The organism is Methylobacterium sp. Leaf465, from assembly GCF_001424705.1.
GTDB lineage: Bacteria > Pseudomonadota > Alphaproteobacteria > Rhizobiales > Beijerinckiaceae > Methylobacterium.
Map to the genome: position 1 here is coordinate 1 of NZ_LMRA01000010.1, position 16587 is coordinate 16587.

Here is a 16587-nt window from a genome sequence, read left to right on the forward strand (position 1 = left end):
CCGGCGTTTGCGGCTCGAAAGACGCCACATTCCGGCGTTTGCGGCTCGAAAGACGCCACATTCCTATGGCCCAAACCCCGCCAATCGTCAGGAGATGCAAAAGCAAGCCGCCAACCCCGTTGGCCGCCCGCCGATGAACCGGGGTATACGGATCACTCCCAGACCCGTCAACTGCCGGAAACGAAAAAACTTCCCCGTGGGTGTCACGGCGCCCCTCCCCTCCTCCGGTGACGGGCGCGCCGAAGCGTGCCTCAATCTCGACATGCTGGGCCACGACATCCGTCGCCGGTCGCTTCGCAGCGCCCTACGCGGGGACTCCGCGTCGCCGATACACAGAACAGGAATGCCAGAGTGAAGCGCGGCCGTCTGAAGATCGGGGAGCGGGACGGCCCAACGGAGGCGCGCGCCCCGGGACGGTCGCCGAACGGCAGCCTTCCGGCCCTCGACCTCCTCGGTCCCGACGCCGCGCGGATCGACCGGCGCGACGTCAATCTGCGCTGGCTCTGCGCCAGCGCGCTCACCGGCCTGACGGGCGCGGCGCTGATCGGCGCGGCGATCCACGTCTCCTTGCAGAGCGAGGTCTCCTTCGCGGCGATCCCCGAGCGAGCCTCGAACGCCGTTCGGCCCGCCCTCAGCGACGGCACCGCCAACGTGGCCCGCAAGAGCGACCGGCTGGTCCGGAACCTGATGATCGCCTCGGCCAAGCAGAGCTTCCGCTCGCCCGTGACGGTACGGCTCGGCGACCGCGAGATCATCAAGGTGCGGCCCTTCATGCGCGTCTCGACCGCGCTCTCGATGACGACGGGCGTCTTCGCGACCGAGATGCCGCGCTTCGATCCGATGAAGCTCAGCACGGACGAGCCCCTGGAACGCGCGCCCGAGTCGGGCCTGGCGGATGCACCGGGCGCCGAGGTCTCGGTGATCAAGCGCGATCTCGCCGGGATCGACGTCGAGCCCGGCGCCCCGGCCCTCTCCGACGACGACGTGGCGGCGCAGATCGAGGAGGAGCGGCGCCTCTCGGCCGAGGCGGGCCGCCGGGCCGCGATCCCGATCGCGCCCCAGATCATGCTGTCGCGGACCCTGCAGCAGGGTATGGCGGCGTCGCGCTTCGATCCGGCCGCACGCCTCGGCGACGAGGGCTCGCCCTTCAAGTCCATCGACGTCCTGGTGGTGCCGGAGAACGTCACCAGCCTAGCCAAGAGCGGCGCCGGCTCCGAGCCGCCCCTCGTCGAGGAGCGCGACCTCGCCCTCAAGCGCGGCGAGACGCTGGAGGCCGCCCTCAAGAACACGGCCCGAACCGGCGACGACCAGATTCGCGGCATCGTGGCCGCCCTCGGCGGGCGCACGCGCACGGCCGACCTTTCCGAGGGCCAGCAGTTCCGGGTCCAGGTCGCACCCGGGCCACGGCCCGGCGATCCGCGTCAGGTGACCCGCGTGGTGCTCTACGGCGAGAGCGGCATCGAGGGGATCGCGGCGATCAATGATCGCGGCACCTTCGTTTCCGTCGCACCGCCGACCGAGGACGCCCCCTCGCGGGCGGCGCCGGCGGTGGCGGACGCTTCCGAGGACGGCGAGGAGGACGGCGGCACGGGTCCGCGCCTGTATCAGAGCCTCTACGAGACGGCAGCCCGGCACGACCTGCCCCGCGGTGCCGTGGACGACCTGGTCAAGATCTTCGGCTACGACGTCGATTTTCAGCGCCGGATCTCGCAGGGCGACAGCCTCGACGTCTTCTATACCTTCGACGACGAGGGGGCGCAGGGCTCCACCGAACGGCCGGAACTGCTCTACGCCTCGCTCAATCTGGGTGGCGAGATGCGCAAGGTCTTCCGCTTCCAGTCCCCCGACGACGGGACGATCGACTACCTCGACGAGCAGGGTCGGTCGCTCAAGAAGTTCCTCATCCGCAAGCCCATCGCCGACGGCATCATGCGCTCGGGCTTCGGCTATCGGCGCCACCCCGTGCTCGGCTACGCGAAGCTGCATACCGGCGTCGACTGGGCGAACCCGATCGGCACGCCCATCGTGGCCGCCGGCAATGCGACGGTGCTGAAGGCGGATTGGGATTCGGGCTATGGCCGCCGAGTGGAATTGCAGCACATCAACGGCTACGTCACGACCTACAATCACATGTCCCGCTTTGCCCGCGGCATCACCGCCGGCGCCAAGGTGCGCCAGGGCCAGGTGATCGGCTATGTCGGTTCGACCGGCCTCTCCACGGGTGCCCACCTCCACTACGAGGTCATCATCAACGGGCACTTCGTCGACCCGATGAAGATCCGCGTCCCCCGCGGGCGCGAACTCGACGGGCGAATGCTCGCGGAGTTCACCCGCCAGCGCGAGCAGATCGAGGGCACGATGCAGAAGTCGCGCACGGCCTCCGCCATGGCCCAGCGCGACGCGATGCGCTGATCCCGGCCCCGACGGTCCCGTCCCTCATATCTGCATTCTCGGGCTGATCGCCGCCGCTCAGGCGAAACCGAGGCGGGCCCGTATGCCCGCCGGGCTCTCGCCGGACGCGCGCAGGTCGGCGAGGGAACGCGAGCCGCGGGATTTCGCGAGCTTCTCGCCCGAAGCGTCCCGCAGCAGGGCGTGGTGATGGTAGCGGGGTGACGGCGCCCCGATCAGGGCCTGCAGCAGGGCGTGCAGGTCGGTGCTGGCGCGCAGGTCTTCGCCTCGGACCACGTGTGTGATGCCCTGCACGGCATCGTCCATCACGACGGCGAGGTGATAGCTCGTCGGCACATCCCGGCGGGCGATGACGGGGTCCCCCCACCGTGCCGGATCGGCGGCCTCGTCCCGCTCGATGCCGATTTGGCGGACGGGCCCCCTCCCCTCCCCCGCCGCGACGGCGAAGGTCCGCACCACGTGCGGGCCGGGTGACGCAACCAGGGCCCGGGCCGTGTCGAGCCGCCAGGTATGCGGCTCGCCAGCGGCGCGTCGCCGATCGGCGACGCTCTCGGACAGGGCCCGGCAGGTGCCCGGATAGAGCGGCGCTCCGTCGGGGTCGCGGGGCACCGGCGCGCCGCGGCCGGCGTCGGCCTCCACCACCGCGGCGATCGCGCCGCGGGAGCAGAAGCACGGATAGGCCAGACCGCGCTCGGCCAGCGCGGAGACCTGGTACCGGTACGCGTCGAGATGTTCCGACTGTCGGCGCTCGGGGGGCGCGAACCGCAGGCCGAGCCAGGCGAGGTCCTCACGGAGGCCCTGGATCAGCTCCGGGCGCGACCGGACCGGATCGATGTCCTCGATCCGCAGCAGCAGGCGGCCGCCGATGCCCCGCGCGAGGGCGTCGTTCAGGAGGGCGGAGGCGGCGTGTCCGAGATGCAGGCGGCCGTTCGGGCTGGGGGCGAAGCGGAAGACCGGGGCGTTCACGGACAGATCCCTCCCGACCGCCGGTCGATCAGCCGCCGACGCGGCGCAGGCAGCTCTGTTCCTTCGCCACGCAGGCGATCCCCGGCAGGGAGCAATGGATGCCCCCCTCGCCGCGCTGGCAGACGCGGCAGCCGTCGCCCCACTCGGCACAGGCCGTGTCCTCGCTCGGCGCCACGCTCGCCCTGGGGTGCGACGGCGCCGGCACGGCGGCCCCGATCAGCACCGTCGCGGCGGTGAGGGCGACCACGCCCCAGGCGACGCGGCGGTCGTGGGTGCGCGTCGGCGCGTCGGATATGCGGTCATCGGCCATGGCGCGGTGTTCGCGCGGGCGGACCGGCGTGTCAACGTTCACGCGGCTGCCGCACGACCAGCCAGCAAGTCCGGCAGGGCCCGGAGATCCAGGGGCTTGGCGAGAAAATGATCGAAGCCGGCCGCTCGAGCCTCCCGCTCGTCGTCGCGGCCCGCATTGGCGGTGAGTGCGATGAGCCGGAGTGCGGAAGAGCGCGGCCCGCTCTCGCCGGCGCGAATCCGTCGGGCGGTCTCGAGCCCGTCGAGCCCGGGCATGCGGATGTCCAGGAGGGCGAGATCGAAGGGCGCCGCGTCGGAGGCTTCGCGGATGCGAGCGAGCGCCTCCTCCCCATCCCGCGCCAGGACGACGATCGCCCCGAGGCGTTGCAGGGCCTTGGTGGCCAGGAGGGCGTTGATCGGGTTGTCCTCGGCCAGGAGCACGCGCGGTCCGCCGGAGATCGGGGCAAGCAGAACCTCCGATCCTGGCTGAAGGGCGGCCCCGTGCGCGGCCTCGTTCGGCGTCGCCGGCCGCTCGCCCCGCGGGGGGGCCGGCGCGAGCAGACGATCGAACAGCGAGCGGGCGCGCACGGGCTTCACGAGGTAACTGTCGAAACCGGACGCGGCCGGCGCACCGAAGTCGCGTCGATCGAAGGGGGAGAGCAGCACCAGGCAGCAGCGCACGCCGTGCCGCCGCGCCTCCCCGGCGAGGGCTCGAACGGCGGCGTCCCCGAGGGTCCGATCCGCCAGGAGGGCGTCGAAGGCGGCCCCCGGCAGCGCGGCGAGTCCCGCCTCGAGGTCCGGCACCACCCGGGCTGAGGCCCCGGACCGCGTCAGCCGGCGCGCGAGGTAGGGCGCCTGGAACGGCGAGCTCGCCACGATGAGGACTCGGCGTCCCGCGAAACCGGGCGGGCGCTCCCGTTCCGCCTCGGCGACATCGAGCGGAACGGCGACGGTGAAGGTGCTGCCCGTGCCGAGGCGCGACGTCGCCTCGACATGGCCACCCATCCGGGTGACGAGGCGACGCGTGATGGCGAGGCCGAGCCCGGTTCCCTCGTGCCGTCGGCTCGCACTGTCGTCGCCCTGCTCGAACTCCTCGAACAGGCGCGGGATGCGGTCCTGCGGGATGCCCGGACCCGTGTCCGAGATGGCGATGCGCAGATGGCCGTCCCCGTGGGTCAGTTCCACCCCGACGCCACCGGTCCCCGTGAACTTGATGGCGTTGCCGGCGAGGTTCACGAGGATCTGCCGGACCCGGTCCGCGTCGCCGATCACGAGGCGCGGGACGTCGTCGGCGACGTCCACGGCGATCTCGATGCCCTTGTCCTGGGCGCGGGGCGCGAGCAGCTCCACAACGCCCTCGGCGATCTCGGCCGGATCGAAGGGCTCGGCGGCGAGGTCGAGGCGTCCCGCCTCGATCCGTGAGAAATCGAGGATGCCGTCGATCAGGGTCAGCAACGCCTTGCCCGAGGTGCCGATGGCCTCGACGTAGGTGCGCTGCTCCGGATCGAGCCCGGTCTCGAGGACGAGGTCGGCCATGCCGAGAATCCCGTTCAGCGGCGTGCGGAACTCGTGGCTCACGGTGGCGAGGAAGCGCGACTTCGCCACGTTGGCGGCTTCGGCCCGGGTCAGGGCCTCGTCCAGGGAGCGGGCGGATTCGACCCGCTCGGTAATGTCGGCACCGGCACGCAGCCATTGGGTCTCGCCGTTGCTGCCCGGCACCGCCATCTCGATGAAAGTGTACCAGCGCGGCGTCCCCGTGGCCGGGGCGAGCCGCATCTCGATCCGGCGGACGCCGTCCGCCTGCCGCACGATCTCGCCGGTCTCCAGCACCTCCGGCTGGCGGGTCGTGCCGAGGAGCGACAGGGGCTCGGCCCCGACGAGACGGCCGAAGCCCGCGTTGGCGAAAGTGATCCGGCCCTGGGAATCCCGTTGGACGATGATCTCCGTCGTGGCCTGCACCAAGGCGCGGTAGCGCTCCTCGTTCTCGGAGAGGCGCCAGATCCGGTCCTCGAGATGCTCGGTGCGTCCCTCCTCTTGCGCGACCGGCCGGGGGCCAACTCTAGCCCGATGGCTGCGCGCGCGCAGAAGCCAGCCCGCCAGGAAGGCCAGGCCGGACGGGAGAAGGACAAGGACGATGTCCGGCAGAGTCATGCAGCCAGCCCCTGGCGGGTCGGGACCCCACCGGGGGCCGACCATGCCGCCCGAGGTTGAAGGCCGGCTTTCGAAAGGCTGTTAAAGGTTCGTTGCCGGCCCCCTTCGGGATTGACGCGACGCGCCGTACGCTTCACGGGCCGGTCGCGATGGTGTAGGCGCGGCGGCTTGATCCCGGGCCGCGCTCCCGGCGGCTCCGAGGAACGCGAGACGTGAGTGTCATGACGGCTACGAGTTCGGCAAATCCCGGTCAGGCGCGGATCGCCGCCGCCTTCGCGCGCTGCTGCGCCGAGAAGCGGGCGGCCCTGGTGACCTACGTCATGGCCGGCGACCCGGATGCCGAGACCTCCCTGAAGGTCCTGCAGGCCCTCCCGGCCGCGGGGGCCGACATCGTCGAGTTCGGCCTGCCCTTCACCGATCCCATGGCCGACGGCCCGGCGATCCAGGCGGCCGGCCTGCGCGCGCTCAAGCACGGGCAGGGTGTGGTACGGACCCTCGACCTCGTCCGGCGCTTCCGCGCGGGGAATACCGAGACGCCAGTGATCCTGATGGGATACTACAACCCCATCCATGCCTACGGCGTCGCGCGTTTCCTCGACGATGCCCTGGCGGCCGGCATCGACGGCCTGATCATCGTCGACCTTCCGCCGGAGGAAGACGACGAGCTCTGCCTTCCGACGCTGGAGAAGGGCCTCGCCTTCATCCGGCTCGCCACGCCGACCACCGACGAGAAGCGCCTCCCGGCCGTTCTCGCGAACACGGCGGGCTTCGTCTACTACGTCTCGATCACCGGCATCACCGGTACGGCGAAGCCGAACTTCGACCGGGTCGCGGAAGCCGTGGGCCGTATCCGGCGCCACACCGACCTGCCCATCGTCGTGGGCTTCGGCGTGCGCACCGGCGCGGATGCCGCCGCGATCGCCCGCGGCGCCGACGGGGTGGTGGTCGGCTCGGCCCTGGTCGATGCCATGCGGGCGACCCTCGACGAAAAGGGCGCGTCGAAGGGCGGGACGGTCGAGGCCGTCAGCGCCCTGGTCCGCGAGCTGGCCGAGGGCGTTCGCTCCTCGCCCCGCGCCTGACGCAATTTACAGAGAGCTTCCGGCTCGCTCGCTTCGAGCCCGCACAAGGACGCCGTCGCATGATGGTTGAACCGATGAACTGGATCTCGGAGGTCGTTCGCCCCAAGATCAAGACCTTGTTCAAGCGCGAGACCCCGGAGAACCTCTGGGTCAAATGTCCCGACACGGGCCAGATGGTCTTCCACAAGGAGGTGGAGAGCAACCATTGGGTCATCCCGGGCTCGGAGCACCACCTCAAGATGAGCGCCCAGGCGCGCCTCAAGATGATGTTCGACGAGGGCACCTGGATCGACGTGCCCCTGCCGGAGGTCGCCGCGGACCCGCTCAAGTTCCGCGACGAGAAGCGCTACGTCGACCGCCTGAAGGACGCTCGGGCCAAGACCGGGATGACCGACGCCTTCAAGGTCGGCTTCGGCCGGGTCTCCGGCCTGCCGATGACGCTGGCGGTGCAGGACTTCGCCTTCATGGCCGGGTCGCTCGGCATGGCGGCAGGCGAGGCCTTCGTGCGCGGCGCCGAGACCGCCCTCGACAAGCGTACCCCCTTCGTCCTGTTCTCCGCCTCGGGCGGCGCGCGCATGCAGGAGGGCATCCTATCGCTGATGCAGATGCCCCGCACCACCGTGGCGGTGCGCCGGCTCAATGCCGCCAAGCTGCCCTACATCGTGGTGCTCACCAATCCAACCACCGGCGGCGTCACCGCGTCCTACGCGATGCTGGGCGACGTCCATCTGGCGGAGCCCGGTGCGCTGATCTGCTTTGCCGGCCCCCGCGTCATCGAGCAGACGATCCGCGAGAAGCTGCCCGATGGGTTCCAGCGCGCGGAATACCTGCGCGACCACGGCATGGTCGATCAGGTCGTGCACCGGCACGCCCTGAAGGACACGATCGCCAACCTGTGCGGTCTCCTCATGAACCAGGAGCCCGGAGCGCAGCCGGCCCGGACGGCCACGCCGGTCCCTGAGCCCGTCTGAGGCGCCACACCCCGCTCCCTTCCCTTCGCGACACGACGTTCGATCATGGATTCCTCCGACGCGCTGATGGCGCGCTTCCTCGCCCTCCACCCGCGCACGATCGACCTGTCGCTCGGGCGGATCGAGCGCCTGCTTGCCCGGCTTGGACATCCCGAGCGCAAGCTTCCGCCGGTGATTCACGTCGCCGGCACCAACGGGAAGGGCTCGACCATCGCCTTCATGCGGGCGATTCTCGAGGCGGCGGGGCTGGCGGCCCACGTCTACACCTCGCCCCACCTCGTGCGCTTTCACGAGCGCATCCGCATCGGCGCGATCGGCGGCGGCCACTTCGTGCCCGAGGACCAGCTCGCCGATGCCTTCGCGCGCTGCGAGGCCGCCAACGAGGGCGAGCCGATCACGGTGTTCGAGATCACCACGGCGGCCGCCCTGCTGCTGTTCTCCGAGCAGCCCGCGGACGTGCTCCTCCTGGAGGTCGGCCTCGGCGGCCGGGTGGACGCGACGAACGTGATCGACAGTCCCGCGGCCGCGGTGGTCACGCCGATCGGGCGCGACCATGCGGAGTACCTCGGCGACACCGTCGAGGCCGTGGCCACGGAGAAGGCCGGAATCTTCAAGAAGGGCTGCCCGGCGATCATCGCCGCGCAGGACTACGCCGAGGCCGATTCCGTGCTCTGCCGCCTCGCCGAGGCCGCCGGGGCCACGCCGATCCGGGTCGGCAACCAGGATTTCTCGGTCCATGCCGAGCGTGGGCGACTCGTCTACCAGGACGATCTCGACCTGTTCGACCTGCCGAAGCCGCGCCTGAACGGCCGGCACCAGTTCACCAATGCGGGCACGGCGATCGCCGCCCTACGCGCGGCCGGCTTCGGCGATATCGGCACCGCCGCCATCGAGGCCGGCCTGAACTCCGTCGAGTGGCCCGGACGCCTGCAGCGGCTGAACCGGGGACGCCTGTCCGAGCTCGTGCCACCGGGCGCCGAGCTCTGGCTCGACGGCGGCCACAACATCGACGGCGGGCGCATCCTCGCCGCCGCCATGGCGGATCTCGGCGAGCGCTCCGACGTGCCGCTGGTTCTCATCGTCGGGTTGCTGGGCACCAAGGACGCGGAGGGGTTCCTGCGCAATTTCATCGGTCTGGCACGGGTGCTCGTGGCGGTTCCGATCGCCGGCCAGATGGCGGCCAGACCCGCCGACGAGGTGGCGAGCATCGCGGCGGAGGTCGGCCTGAACGCGCAGTCCGCGCCGAGTGTCGAGGCCGCCCTGGAGAGCCTGGCCGATATCGCGTTCGAGCAGCCGCCACGCATCCTGATCTGCGGTTCGCTCTACTTGGTGGGCGCTGTGCTGACCGCGAACGGGACGCCTCCCACCTGATTTTCCTTAACTTTTCCCGGGGTTCGCTCACGACCACGTCAGCTCTGCTGTGTGACCCTGGCGCTACATCTTGGCTGTGGAAACTGCAGTAGGTTCTCCCTCGATCGGGCATATCGCTGGGGATCAAATAATGAAAAAGCTTCTTACGTCTTTCGCGGCCTTCACGGCCCTCACCGCGGCCGCTTCGGCCGCTGACCTTCCGCGTCGCGCGGCGCCCCCGGTGTTCGTGCCGGTGCCGGTGTTCACCTGGACCGGCTTCTACGCCGGTTTCAACGCTGGTTACGGCTTCGACGCCTCCAGCAACAACCAGCCGACCGTCATCGGCCTGAACGGCGCCAGCACCCTGGTCCTGCCGGGCACCACCGCTGTCGTCGCCTTCCAGAACGGCCAGAGCAACGACGGCTTCGTCGGCGGCGGTCAGATCGGCTACAACTACCAGTTCACCCCGGGCTCCGGTGTCGTGATCGGTGTCGAGGCCGACGCCCAGTACGTCGACTTCGGTCGTGAGCGGAACCGCTTCTCGGCTCTACAACTACCAGTTCACCCCGGGCTCCGGTGTCGTGATCGGTGTCGAGGCCGACGCCCAGTACGTCGACTTCGGTCGTGAGCGGAACCGCTTCTCGGCCACCGGCCCGCTGGCCGCCCAGCAGGTCTTCAACCCGGCCGGCATCTCGGGCCTCGACTACTTCGGCACCGTCCGCGGTCGCCTCGGCTACGCCTTCGACCGCGTCCTGTTCTACGGCACCGGCGGCTTCGCCTACGGTTCGGGCGGCGGTCGCGACTTCGGTCTGACCAACCGCAGCCGTGACGACTTCCAGACCGGCTGGGCTGCCGGCGGCGGGCCCACCGACTCGTTCCTGAACTTCTTCCGCTCTTCGGCCGTGACGCTGAAGATCGAAGGTCTGTACGTGAACCTCGACCAGGGCAACCGCAACAACGGTGTCTTCGCCGTCAACAACGCCGGCCAGGAAGTCAGCGTCACCAGCCCGGGCGTCGTGCTCGTCAGCAGCGGCCGCCAGGTGCGCGACACCGAGTTCGCCGTCGTCCGCGCCGGCCTGAACTACAAGTTCGGCTCGTACTAAGCCGACACTTCGGGTCTCGAGACGGAGAAGCCCGGCCGCAAGGCCGGGCTTCTTTCGTTTGGGGCTTCACCCTGTGAGGCGCTCGCGCGGATGCGGGACTCCCGCCCGCGAAACGAAAAAGCCCGGCTTCGCGCCGGGCCCTTTGCATTTCAGGACCACGCCGCAGCCGCCGAGTCGGCGACCAGGCGAGCCAAGGGCTCAGGCGCTGGCCTGGATCCAGCGGGACAGATCGCCCTTCGGTGCTGCGCCGACCTTCTGGCTCGCGAGCTGGCCGTCCTTGAAGATCAGCAGTGTCGGGATCGAGCGGATGCCGTACTGGGCGGCGATTCCCGGGTTCTCGTCGACGTTGACCTTCGCGATCTTCACTTTGCCCTGGAGATCCGCCGAGATCTCCTCAAGAGCCGGGCCGATCTGGCGGCAGGGGCCGCACCACTCGGCCCAGAAATCCACTACGACCGGCTCCGCGGACTGGAGAACGTCCTGCTCGAAGCTCGCGTCGGTCACTTTCACCGTCGCCATGGGGAAACTTCCTTTCCGGTTCCGCGCCTGCGGACCCACCTCTTCGCCGTCATCGCGCCGCGAGACTGTGCGCTGTCGACCAGACTTGGCGATGGCGCGGGGAACGGTCAAGGCATCCCGCACCGTAAGCAGGGCTGACCTCCATCCGGAACGGGGATTGTCCACGGCCCCCACGCCAGCCCACGCCCAAGCGATCCGCACCGTCCCAACCCTCGTCAAAGCGTGTCCGTCGCCCCATGTCCCTCTCGTCTCTGCCCCGGCGGGCCGATCGGCCCGCCGACGGGGCTCGATCCGAAGCCGGTCCCGGGACCGGCATGGAGGAACATCCGACGTGAAGCGCACCCCGTATCGCCTGCTCGCCACCGCAGCCCTCCTCAGCCTCGGCACAGCCGTCCATGGGCAGGAGCCGGCAGGGACCGAACCCAGGCAGCCCCGGGTGGGCGGCGATGCCTTTGCGGCACCCACCAGCCCGGCGACCGGCAACAGCCCGGCGGAGACGGAAGTACCGAACGCGCCTTACAAACCCCTCCTGCCAAACCAGACCCGGGCCCCGAAGCCCGAGGTCGCCACCAAGGTGAAGACCGAGGTGGTGGCCAAGGGCCTCGACAGCCCCTGGGCGATGGAGTTCCTACCGGACGGCCGGATGCTCGTGACCGAGAAGGCTGGCAAGCTGCGGATCGTCGCCAAGGACGGCACGCCCGGTCCGGCGATTCCGGGGGTGCCGAAGGTCGACGCGCGGGGTCAGGGCGGTCTGCTGGACGTCGCCCTCAGCCCGAGCTTCCCGGCCGACCGGCGGATCTATCTCAGCTATTCGGAGCCGCGTGAGAAGGGCAACGGCACCAGCGTGCTTCGCGCCAAGCTGATCGAGGAGAACGGCGTCGCCCGTCTCGACGAGGTCAAGGTGATCTTCCGGCAGATGCCGAGCTATGACGGCGACAAGCATTTCGGCTCGCGCCTCGTGTTCGCGCCCGACGGCAAGCTGTTCGTCACGGTGGGCGAGCGCTCCGACAAGGCCACCCGTGTCCAGGCGCAGGATCTCACCAGCGGGCTCGGCAAGGTGTTCCGCATCGACACCGACGGGAATGCGCCCAAGGACAACCCGTTCTCGGGCGGCGAGAAGGCCAAGCCCGAGATCTGGTCCTATGGACATCGGAACGTCCAGGCGGCCGCCCTCGACCCGCAGGGCCGGCTCTGGACCGCCGAGCATGGCCCGAAGGGCGGCGACGAGCTCAACCGGCCTCGCCCGGGCGTGAATTACGGCTGGCCCGAGGTCACCTACGGCCTGGAATACAGCGGCGAGAAGATCGGCGAGGGCAGGACCCAGGCAGGCGGGACCGCGCAACCGGTCTATTACTGGGATCCGGTGATCGGGCCCTCGGGGATGGCCCTCTATACCGGTGACGCCTTCCCGGACTGGAAGGATGCCTTCCTCATCGGTGGCCTCGTCAGCGAGGGCCTCGTCGTGGTGAAGCTCGACGGCGACAAGGTCGTGACCGAAGAGCGTATTCCCCTGCAGGCCCGCATTCGGGATGTCCGGGTCGGCAGCAAGGGTGCGGTCTACGCCGTCACCGAGGGAGCGGACGGCAAGATCCTGAAGCTGACTCCCGGCAGCTGAGCCCCCCATCTCAGCCCGGCGGCATGGCCGCCGGCCTCAAGGTGACGGGATCAGGCGGAACCGCACCCGCTCCAGGGTCCGCCCGAAAGCCGCGGGCTCGTCCAGGGCGCGCGCCAGGACAAGCCCTCCTTGGATCGCCGCGATGGCCTCCTCGGCGAGGTCGGCCGCCGCCTCCGGGCCGTGTCCGCTCCGCCGCAACGCAGCGGCCAGGGCATCGCGCCAGGCCGCGAAGTATCCGGCGATGCGCGCGGCGAACCGATCCCGTCCCCCCGTCAGGGCGACGGCCCCGACGAGGCAGGCCCGGCCGCCGGAGAGAAAATAGGTGTCGGTTTCCGACAGCATCCGGGTGATCGCCGCACGCGGATCGGCTTCTTCGCGCAGCGGCGCGTAGATCCGGGTCTCGAACCATGCCTCGATCGCCGCGAGCACGGCCTCCGCCATCTCCGCCTTCCCCCCCGGGAAGGCGTGATAGAGGCTCCCCTTACCGAGACCGGTGCGTGCCCCGAGAAGCGCAAGGCTGGCGCCCTCGTAGCCGCGCTCCCGGAACACCTCGGCGAGGACCGGGATCGCGGCCGCCCGGGCGCCCTCCCCCTGTCCCATGCCGAGATCCCTAGAGACCAAGCTCTGTCAGGCCCGGGTGATCCTCCGGACGCGGCGCGGAGCGGTCCCACCGGAACTTGCGCTCGCATTCGGGGATTGCGAGATCGTTGATGCTGGCATGGCGGTCGCGCATCAAGCCGTTCGCGTCGAAGGCCCAGTTCTCGTTGCCGTAGGCGCGGAACCATTGCCCGGACGCATCGCGGAATTCGTAAGCGAACCGCACCGCGATCCGATCGCCGCCGTGAGCCCAGATTTCCTTGATCAGGCGATAATCCAGTTCGCGCGCCCACTTGCGCTGGAGAAAGGCGACGATGGCGGGGCGACCGGAAAAGAACTCCGCCCGGTTCCGCCAGCGGCTGTCCGGCGTGTAGGCGAGCGCGACCTTCTCGGGGTCGCAGCCGTTCCAGCCGTTCTCGGCGGCACGCACCTTCTGGATTGCGGTTTCCCGGGTGAAGGGCGGCAGCGGCGGACGCGCTTCGGACATGACGGCATCTCCCTCGTCCATGATCGACGCCTCGGCATCTGTACCGATCGGTACAAACGCCTGCACGAATCGTCAAGCGTGTCCGAGGATCGTGAGCCAGACGATGGTCGTGACGATCGCCAGCAGGGTCGAGAGCATCACGGCGGCGGCGACCACGCCGGTCTCGGTCTTATAGCGCGAGGCCAGCAGATAGGCGTTGATCCCCACGGGCATGGCCGCGAACAAAGTCGCCACGCCGGCATAGGCCGGCGGCATGGTGAAGACATGGAAGGCCAGCACCCAGACCGCGAGGGGATGGATCACGAGCTTCAGCCCGGTGATGACCATGGCGCTGGGCAGGTCGTGTAGGACCCGGTAGCGCACGAGCCCGGCTCCGAGGGCGATGAGCGCGCAGGTCGAGGCTGTCCCCGCCAGGGCGTCGACAAGGGACTTGACCATGCCGGTGGGGGCGAGCCCGAGCCCCTTGAGGGCGAGTCCGGCGATGAGCGCCAGGAAGATCGGATTGCGCAGGAGAACCAGGGCGAGACCGCGCAGGCGCCTCAGGATCGAGGCCTGCCCGTCCGCCTCGATCAGGAAGGTCGCGCAGCCCATCATGAGGGGCAGGTGCACTGCCAGCAGCATGAAGAGTGGGAAAGCCCCCTCCTCGCCATAGGCCTGGAGGATCATGGGTACGCCGATGAAGACGGTGTTCGACTGGCTGGAGGCGAAGCCGTGCAGGATCGCGCCGCGCCGCTCCACGCCCTTGCGGCGCAGGCTGAGGAGGGAGCCGACCAACCAGGACAGCCCGGCGCCACCGAAGTAGCTGACCCAGTAGGACGGCGTGATCTCGCCGGTCAGGCCCGGGCGCGTCAGCGTAGAGAGGATGAGGGCCGGAACGGCAATCGAAAAGACGTATTCCGACAGGCCGTCGCTGACCTTGTCGGACAGGAAGCCGGCCAGGGCCGCGATCCAGCCGATCAGGATCAGCCCGAAGATCGGGGCGACGAGCGACAGGATGGTCATCGAAGGCGAGCCGGTGCTCCAACGCGAACGGTCGCCGTACGCGCTGAGCGTGCGGCGACCGTTCGGGAACCTGGACGGAGGCGTTGTGGGGGACCGCCGGCGGTGCGCGCCGGAGTGATTCGATCCCGCCGAAGCCTCAGGCGGCGGCGGGGGTCTCGACTTCGGCGAGCTTCTTGTGCAGCTCGCGCTTGAGGAGGCGGGCTGTCTGCGACAGCTCGATCTCGCGGGCCTTGATCAGGAAGGCGTCGAGACCGCCACGGTGCTCGACCGAGCGCAGGGCGTGAGCGGTGACGCGCAGGCGCACCCGGCGCTTGAGCGCGTCCGACTGCAGCGTGACCTGGCACAGGTTCGGCAGGAACCGGCACTTGGTCTTGCGGTTCGAGTGGCTCACGAGGTGGCCGGTCTGCACGGCTTTGCCCGTGAGTTCGCAACGGCGCGACATTGTTCTATTTCCCGTCTCGTTCCGCATGTCCGACAGGCTGGCGGGAAACCAGAACCGCGTCGCGGCAAACGGCTTCTCGCACGCCAGGCCCGGTGGAGCGGCGTTCTCGTTGAAGGCGCGAGCCTATAGGGGACTGTGCCCCTTGGCGTCAAGGTCCGAGGCGATCTTTCACGCCGTTTCGCGGACCGGCGGCCCGCGGCGTGCAAGCCTGGCTGTTCCGCGCCCAACGATGTGTTAACCATGAAGACGGACGATGCCGGCGAGATGTCTCCGGGCCGTTCGACCGGAGACCGACAGCCAACCCCGAGTCCCCAGCCATGTGCGGCACCCGCAAGCGCCCCGCCCCGCTCTCCCTCCTCGGCGCCAGCCTGCTGACGCTCGCGGCCCTGCTCGCCGCCCCGGCGGCGGAAGCCCGCTCCAAGGCCGGCCGGTCGGCCTCCAGGACGGCCGCCGCCGTCACCGTGGACTACGACATCGCTCTGGCCGGCCTCACCATCGGGACCGCCCAGGTGGCCGGCGCCTTCGAGGGGTCCGGCTACCGGATGGACGTCTCGGCGCGCCTCACGGGCCTCGCCGGCGTGGTTACGGGCGGCATGGGCTCGGCCCGCGCCAGCGGCGCCATCGCGGCGGCGCCGCAGCCCAATACCTTCGCGATCGCCACCAAGACCACGAATTCCGGAATCGCCGTGCGCATGGCGCTCGCCCGTGGCACCGTCACCCAGGCGGAGATCACCCCGCCCCTCATCGACATGGGCGACCGGGTTCCGATCACCCCCGCCAACAAGCGCGGCGTCATCGATCCGGCGAGCGCCCTGATGATGCCCGTGCAGGGGCGCGCTGACCCGATGGACCCGGCCAACTGCAACCGGACCCTGCCGATCTTCGACGGTGCGACCCGGTTCGACGTCGTGCTGAGCTACGGCGAGACCCGCAGCGTCGCCAAGCCCGGCTACAATGGTCCCGTCCTGGTCTGCAACGCGCGCTACACGCCCATCGCCGGCCACCGTCCGGATCGGCCGGGCGTGAAATTCATGGAGGACAACCGCGAGATGTCGGTCTGGCTCGCGCCGGTCGAGGGCACCCGCGTGCTCCTGCCCGTGCGCATCGCGGTCCGAACCACCGTCGGCACCAACATCATTGAGGCGACGCGCTGGACGCAGACCGGCGGACAGCAGGGTAGCACCACGGCGTCGGCGCCGGGCACTCCCGTCACGCAGGCCAGCCTGGCCCAGTGAGACGGCGCGCCGAATCGCGAATCGACCGGCCCTGCGCGCTGGTCGCGCTGCTTGTCCTGACGGGCGGCGGGGCCTTGGCGCAGGCGAGCCTGTCCACGGGCCCGGATTGCGGCGGCGATGCTTATTCGTCGGCCCAGGTGATCGAGAACCGCCCGCCCCGGCGCGGCCCCCTCACGGCGGTGCCCGACACCCTCTGCGCCGATGTCGCACCGCAGGGGGGCCAGCCCCCCGTCGAGATCGGAGGCTACCCGAGTCTCGGTACACCCGGCATGCCGCCACGGGATGGCAGGCGGGGCGATGGCGACCCATATGAGGCGCTGCCGCCACGGCAGCGCCGACCCTGACGGCGCCGCGGCGGTCTCCCCCGTTCCTG

At 70.1% G+C, this 16587-nt stretch carries 15 protein-coding genes and 2 pseudogenes; 9 read left to right on the top strand and 8 right to left on the bottom strand.

Features of this window, described 5'->3' with window-relative positions:
• The first annotated feature begins 471 nt into the window (after window positions 1-471).
• Complete coding sequence (locus ASG51_RS08040) at window positions 472-2412, top strand: M23 family metallopeptidase (protein ID WP_244480096.1); 1941 nt, start codon at window positions 472-474, stop codon at window positions 2410-2412.
• Window positions 2413-2469: 57 nt separating this feature from the next.
• On the opposite strand, the gene gluQRS is transcribed toward ASG51_RS08040, so the two are convergent.
• Genes gluQRS through ASG51_RS08055 form a run of 3 tightly spaced genes read right to left on the bottom strand, consistent with a single transcriptional unit; the run spans window position 2470 to window position 5814 of the window.
• Window positions 2470-3381, bottom strand: coding sequence for a tRNA glutamyl-Q(34) synthetase GluQRS (gene gluQRS, locus ASG51_RS08045; protein ID WP_056380199.1), 912 nt, complete (start codon window positions 3379-3381; stop codon window positions 2470-2472).
• A 22-nt stretch (window positions 3382-3403) separates the two neighbouring features.
• Window positions 3404-3685, bottom strand: coding sequence for a hypothetical protein (locus ASG51_RS08050; protein WP_056219807.1), 282 nt, complete (start codon window positions 3683-3685; stop codon window positions 3404-3406).
• Window positions 3686-3723: 38 nt separating this feature from the next.
• Window positions 3724-5814 (bottom strand): ATP-binding protein, encoded by a 2091-nt coding sequence (locus ASG51_RS08055; RefSeq protein ID WP_056380123.1) that lies wholly within the window; start codon window positions 5812-5814, stop codon window positions 3724-3726.
• Window positions 5815-6035: 221 nt separating this feature from the next.
• On the opposite strand from ASG51_RS08055, the gene trpA reads away from it, so the two are divergent.
• From trpA to ASG51_RS23985, 5 genes and pseudogenes are all read left to right on the top strand, one after another.
• Window positions 6036-6893, top strand: coding sequence for a tryptophan synthase subunit alpha (gene trpA, locus ASG51_RS08060; protein WP_056380125.1), 858 nt, complete (start codon window positions 6036-6038; stop codon window positions 6891-6893).
• 62 nt (window positions 6894-6955) lie between these two features.
• Complete coding sequence (gene accD, locus ASG51_RS08065; RefSeq protein ID WP_056355317.1) at window positions 6956-7864, top strand: acetyl-CoA carboxylase, carboxyltransferase subunit beta; 909 nt, start codon at window positions 6956-6958, stop codon at window positions 7862-7864.
• A gap of 45 nt (window positions 7865-7909) precedes the next feature.
• Window positions 7910-9235, top strand: a complete 1326-nt coding sequence (locus tag ASG51_RS08070) for a folylpolyglutamate synthase/dihydrofolate synthase family protein (protein WP_056278431.1) — start codon at window positions 7910-7912, stop codon at window positions 9233-9235.
• 130 nt (window positions 9236-9365) lie between these two features.
• A pseudogene (locus tag ASG51_RS23980) lies at window positions 9366-9755 on the top strand (porin family protein); the annotation flags it as partial.
• 7 nt (window positions 9756-9762) lie between these two features.
• A pseudogene (locus tag ASG51_RS23985) lies at window positions 9763-10317 on the top strand (porin family protein); the annotation flags it as partial.
• Window positions 10318-10515: 198 nt separating this feature from the next.
• On the opposite strand, the gene trxA reads toward ASG51_RS23985, so the two are convergent.
• Window positions 10516-10836, bottom strand: coding sequence for a thioredoxin (trxA, locus tag ASG51_RS08080; RefSeq protein ID WP_055956782.1), 321 nt, complete (start codon window positions 10834-10836; stop codon window positions 10516-10518).
• A gap of 436 nt (window positions 10837-11272) precedes the next feature.
• Here trxA and ASG51_RS08085 point away from each other — a divergent pair, with 436 nt between their 5' ends.
• Window positions 11273-12451, top strand: a complete 1179-nt coding sequence (locus ASG51_RS08085; RefSeq protein WP_244480097.1) for a PQQ-dependent sugar dehydrogenase — start codon at window positions 11273-11275, stop codon at window positions 12449-12451.
• Window positions 12452-12487: 36 nt separating this feature from the next.
• On the opposite strand, the gene ASG51_RS08090 is transcribed toward ASG51_RS08085, so the two are convergent.
• From ASG51_RS08090 to rpmB, 4 genes are all read right to left on the bottom strand, one after another.
• Window positions 12488-13051: a TetR/AcrR family transcriptional regulator gene (locus ASG51_RS08090; RefSeq protein ID WP_056380129.1), complete on the bottom strand. Its 564-nt coding sequence runs from the start codon at window positions 13049-13051 to the stop codon at window positions 12488-12490.
• Window positions 13052-13061: 10 nt separating this feature from the next.
• Window positions 13062-13535, bottom strand: coding sequence for a nuclear transport factor 2 family protein (locus ASG51_RS08095; RefSeq protein ID WP_056380201.1), 474 nt, complete (start codon window positions 13533-13535; stop codon window positions 13062-13064).
• Window positions 13536-13607: 72 nt separating this feature from the next.
• Window positions 13608-14537 (bottom strand): AEC family transporter, encoded by a 930-nt coding sequence (locus ASG51_RS08100; protein WP_056355219.1) that lies wholly within the window; start codon window positions 14535-14537, stop codon window positions 13608-13610.
• A gap of 136 nt (window positions 14538-14673) precedes the next feature.
• On the bottom strand, window positions 14674-14979 hold the full coding sequence (rpmB, locus tag ASG51_RS08105) for a 50S ribosomal protein L28 (protein ID WP_055956796.1): 306 nt from the start codon (window positions 14977-14979) through the stop codon (window positions 14674-14676).
• Window positions 14980-15296: 317 nt separating this feature from the next.
• Between rpmB and ASG51_RS08110 the strand changes: the two genes are divergently transcribed.
• A complete protein-coding gene (locus tag ASG51_RS08110; RefSeq protein ID WP_056380130.1) occupies window positions 15297-16214 on the top strand; it encodes a DUF3108 domain-containing protein in 918 nt (305 codons plus the stop codon).
• Between the two features lie 47 nt (window positions 16215-16261).
• The gene (locus ASG51_RS24960) at window positions 16262-16558 is read left to right on the top strand and encodes a hypothetical protein (RefSeq protein WP_082513929.1); all 297 of its coding nucleotides are present in this window, start codon (window positions 16262-16264) and stop codon (window positions 16556-16558) included.
• The last annotated feature ends 29 nt before the right edge of the window (window positions 16559-16587 follow it).

Coding starts and splice junctions, on each gene's coding strand:
- ASG51_RS08050 (WP_056219807.1), bottom strand. CDS start 3,685: ATGGCCGATGACCGCATATCCGACGCGCCGACGCGCACCCACGACCGC.
- ASG51_RS08055 (WP_056380123.1), bottom strand. CDS start 5,814: ATGACTCTGCCGGACATCGTCCTTGTCCTTCTCCCGTCCGGCCTGGCC.
- trpA (WP_056380125.1), top strand. CDS start 6,036: ATGACGGCTACGAGTTCGGCAAATCCCGGTCAGGCGCGGATCGCCGCC.
- accD (WP_056355317.1), top strand. CDS start 6,956: ATGGTTGAACCGATGAACTGGATCTCGGAGGTCGTTCGCCCCAAGATC.
- ASG51_RS08070 (WP_056278431.1), top strand. CDS start 7,910: ATGGATTCCTCCGACGCGCTGATGGCGCGCTTCCTCGCCCTCCACCCG.
- trxA (WP_055956782.1), bottom strand. CDS start 10,836: ATGGCGACGGTGAAAGTGACCGACGCGAGCTTCGAGCAGGACGTTCTC.
- ASG51_RS08090 (WP_056380129.1), bottom strand. CDS start 13,051: ATGGGACAGGGGGAGGGCGCCCGGGCGGCCGCGATCCCGGTCCTCGCC.
- ASG51_RS08095 (WP_056380201.1), bottom strand. CDS start 13,535: ATGTCCGAAGCGCGTCCGCCGCTGCCGCCCTTCACCCGGGAAACCGCA.
- ASG51_RS08100 (WP_056355219.1), bottom strand. CDS start 14,537: ATGACCATCCTGTCGCTCGTCGCCCCGATCTTCGGGCTGATCCTGATC.
- rpmB (WP_055956796.1), bottom strand. CDS start 14,979: ATGTCGCGCCGTTGCGAACTCACGGGCAAAGCCGTGCAGACCGGCCAC.
- ASG51_RS08110 (WP_056380130.1), top strand. CDS start 15,297: ATGTGCGGCACCCGCAAGCGCCCCGCCCCGCTCTCCCTCCTCGGCGCC.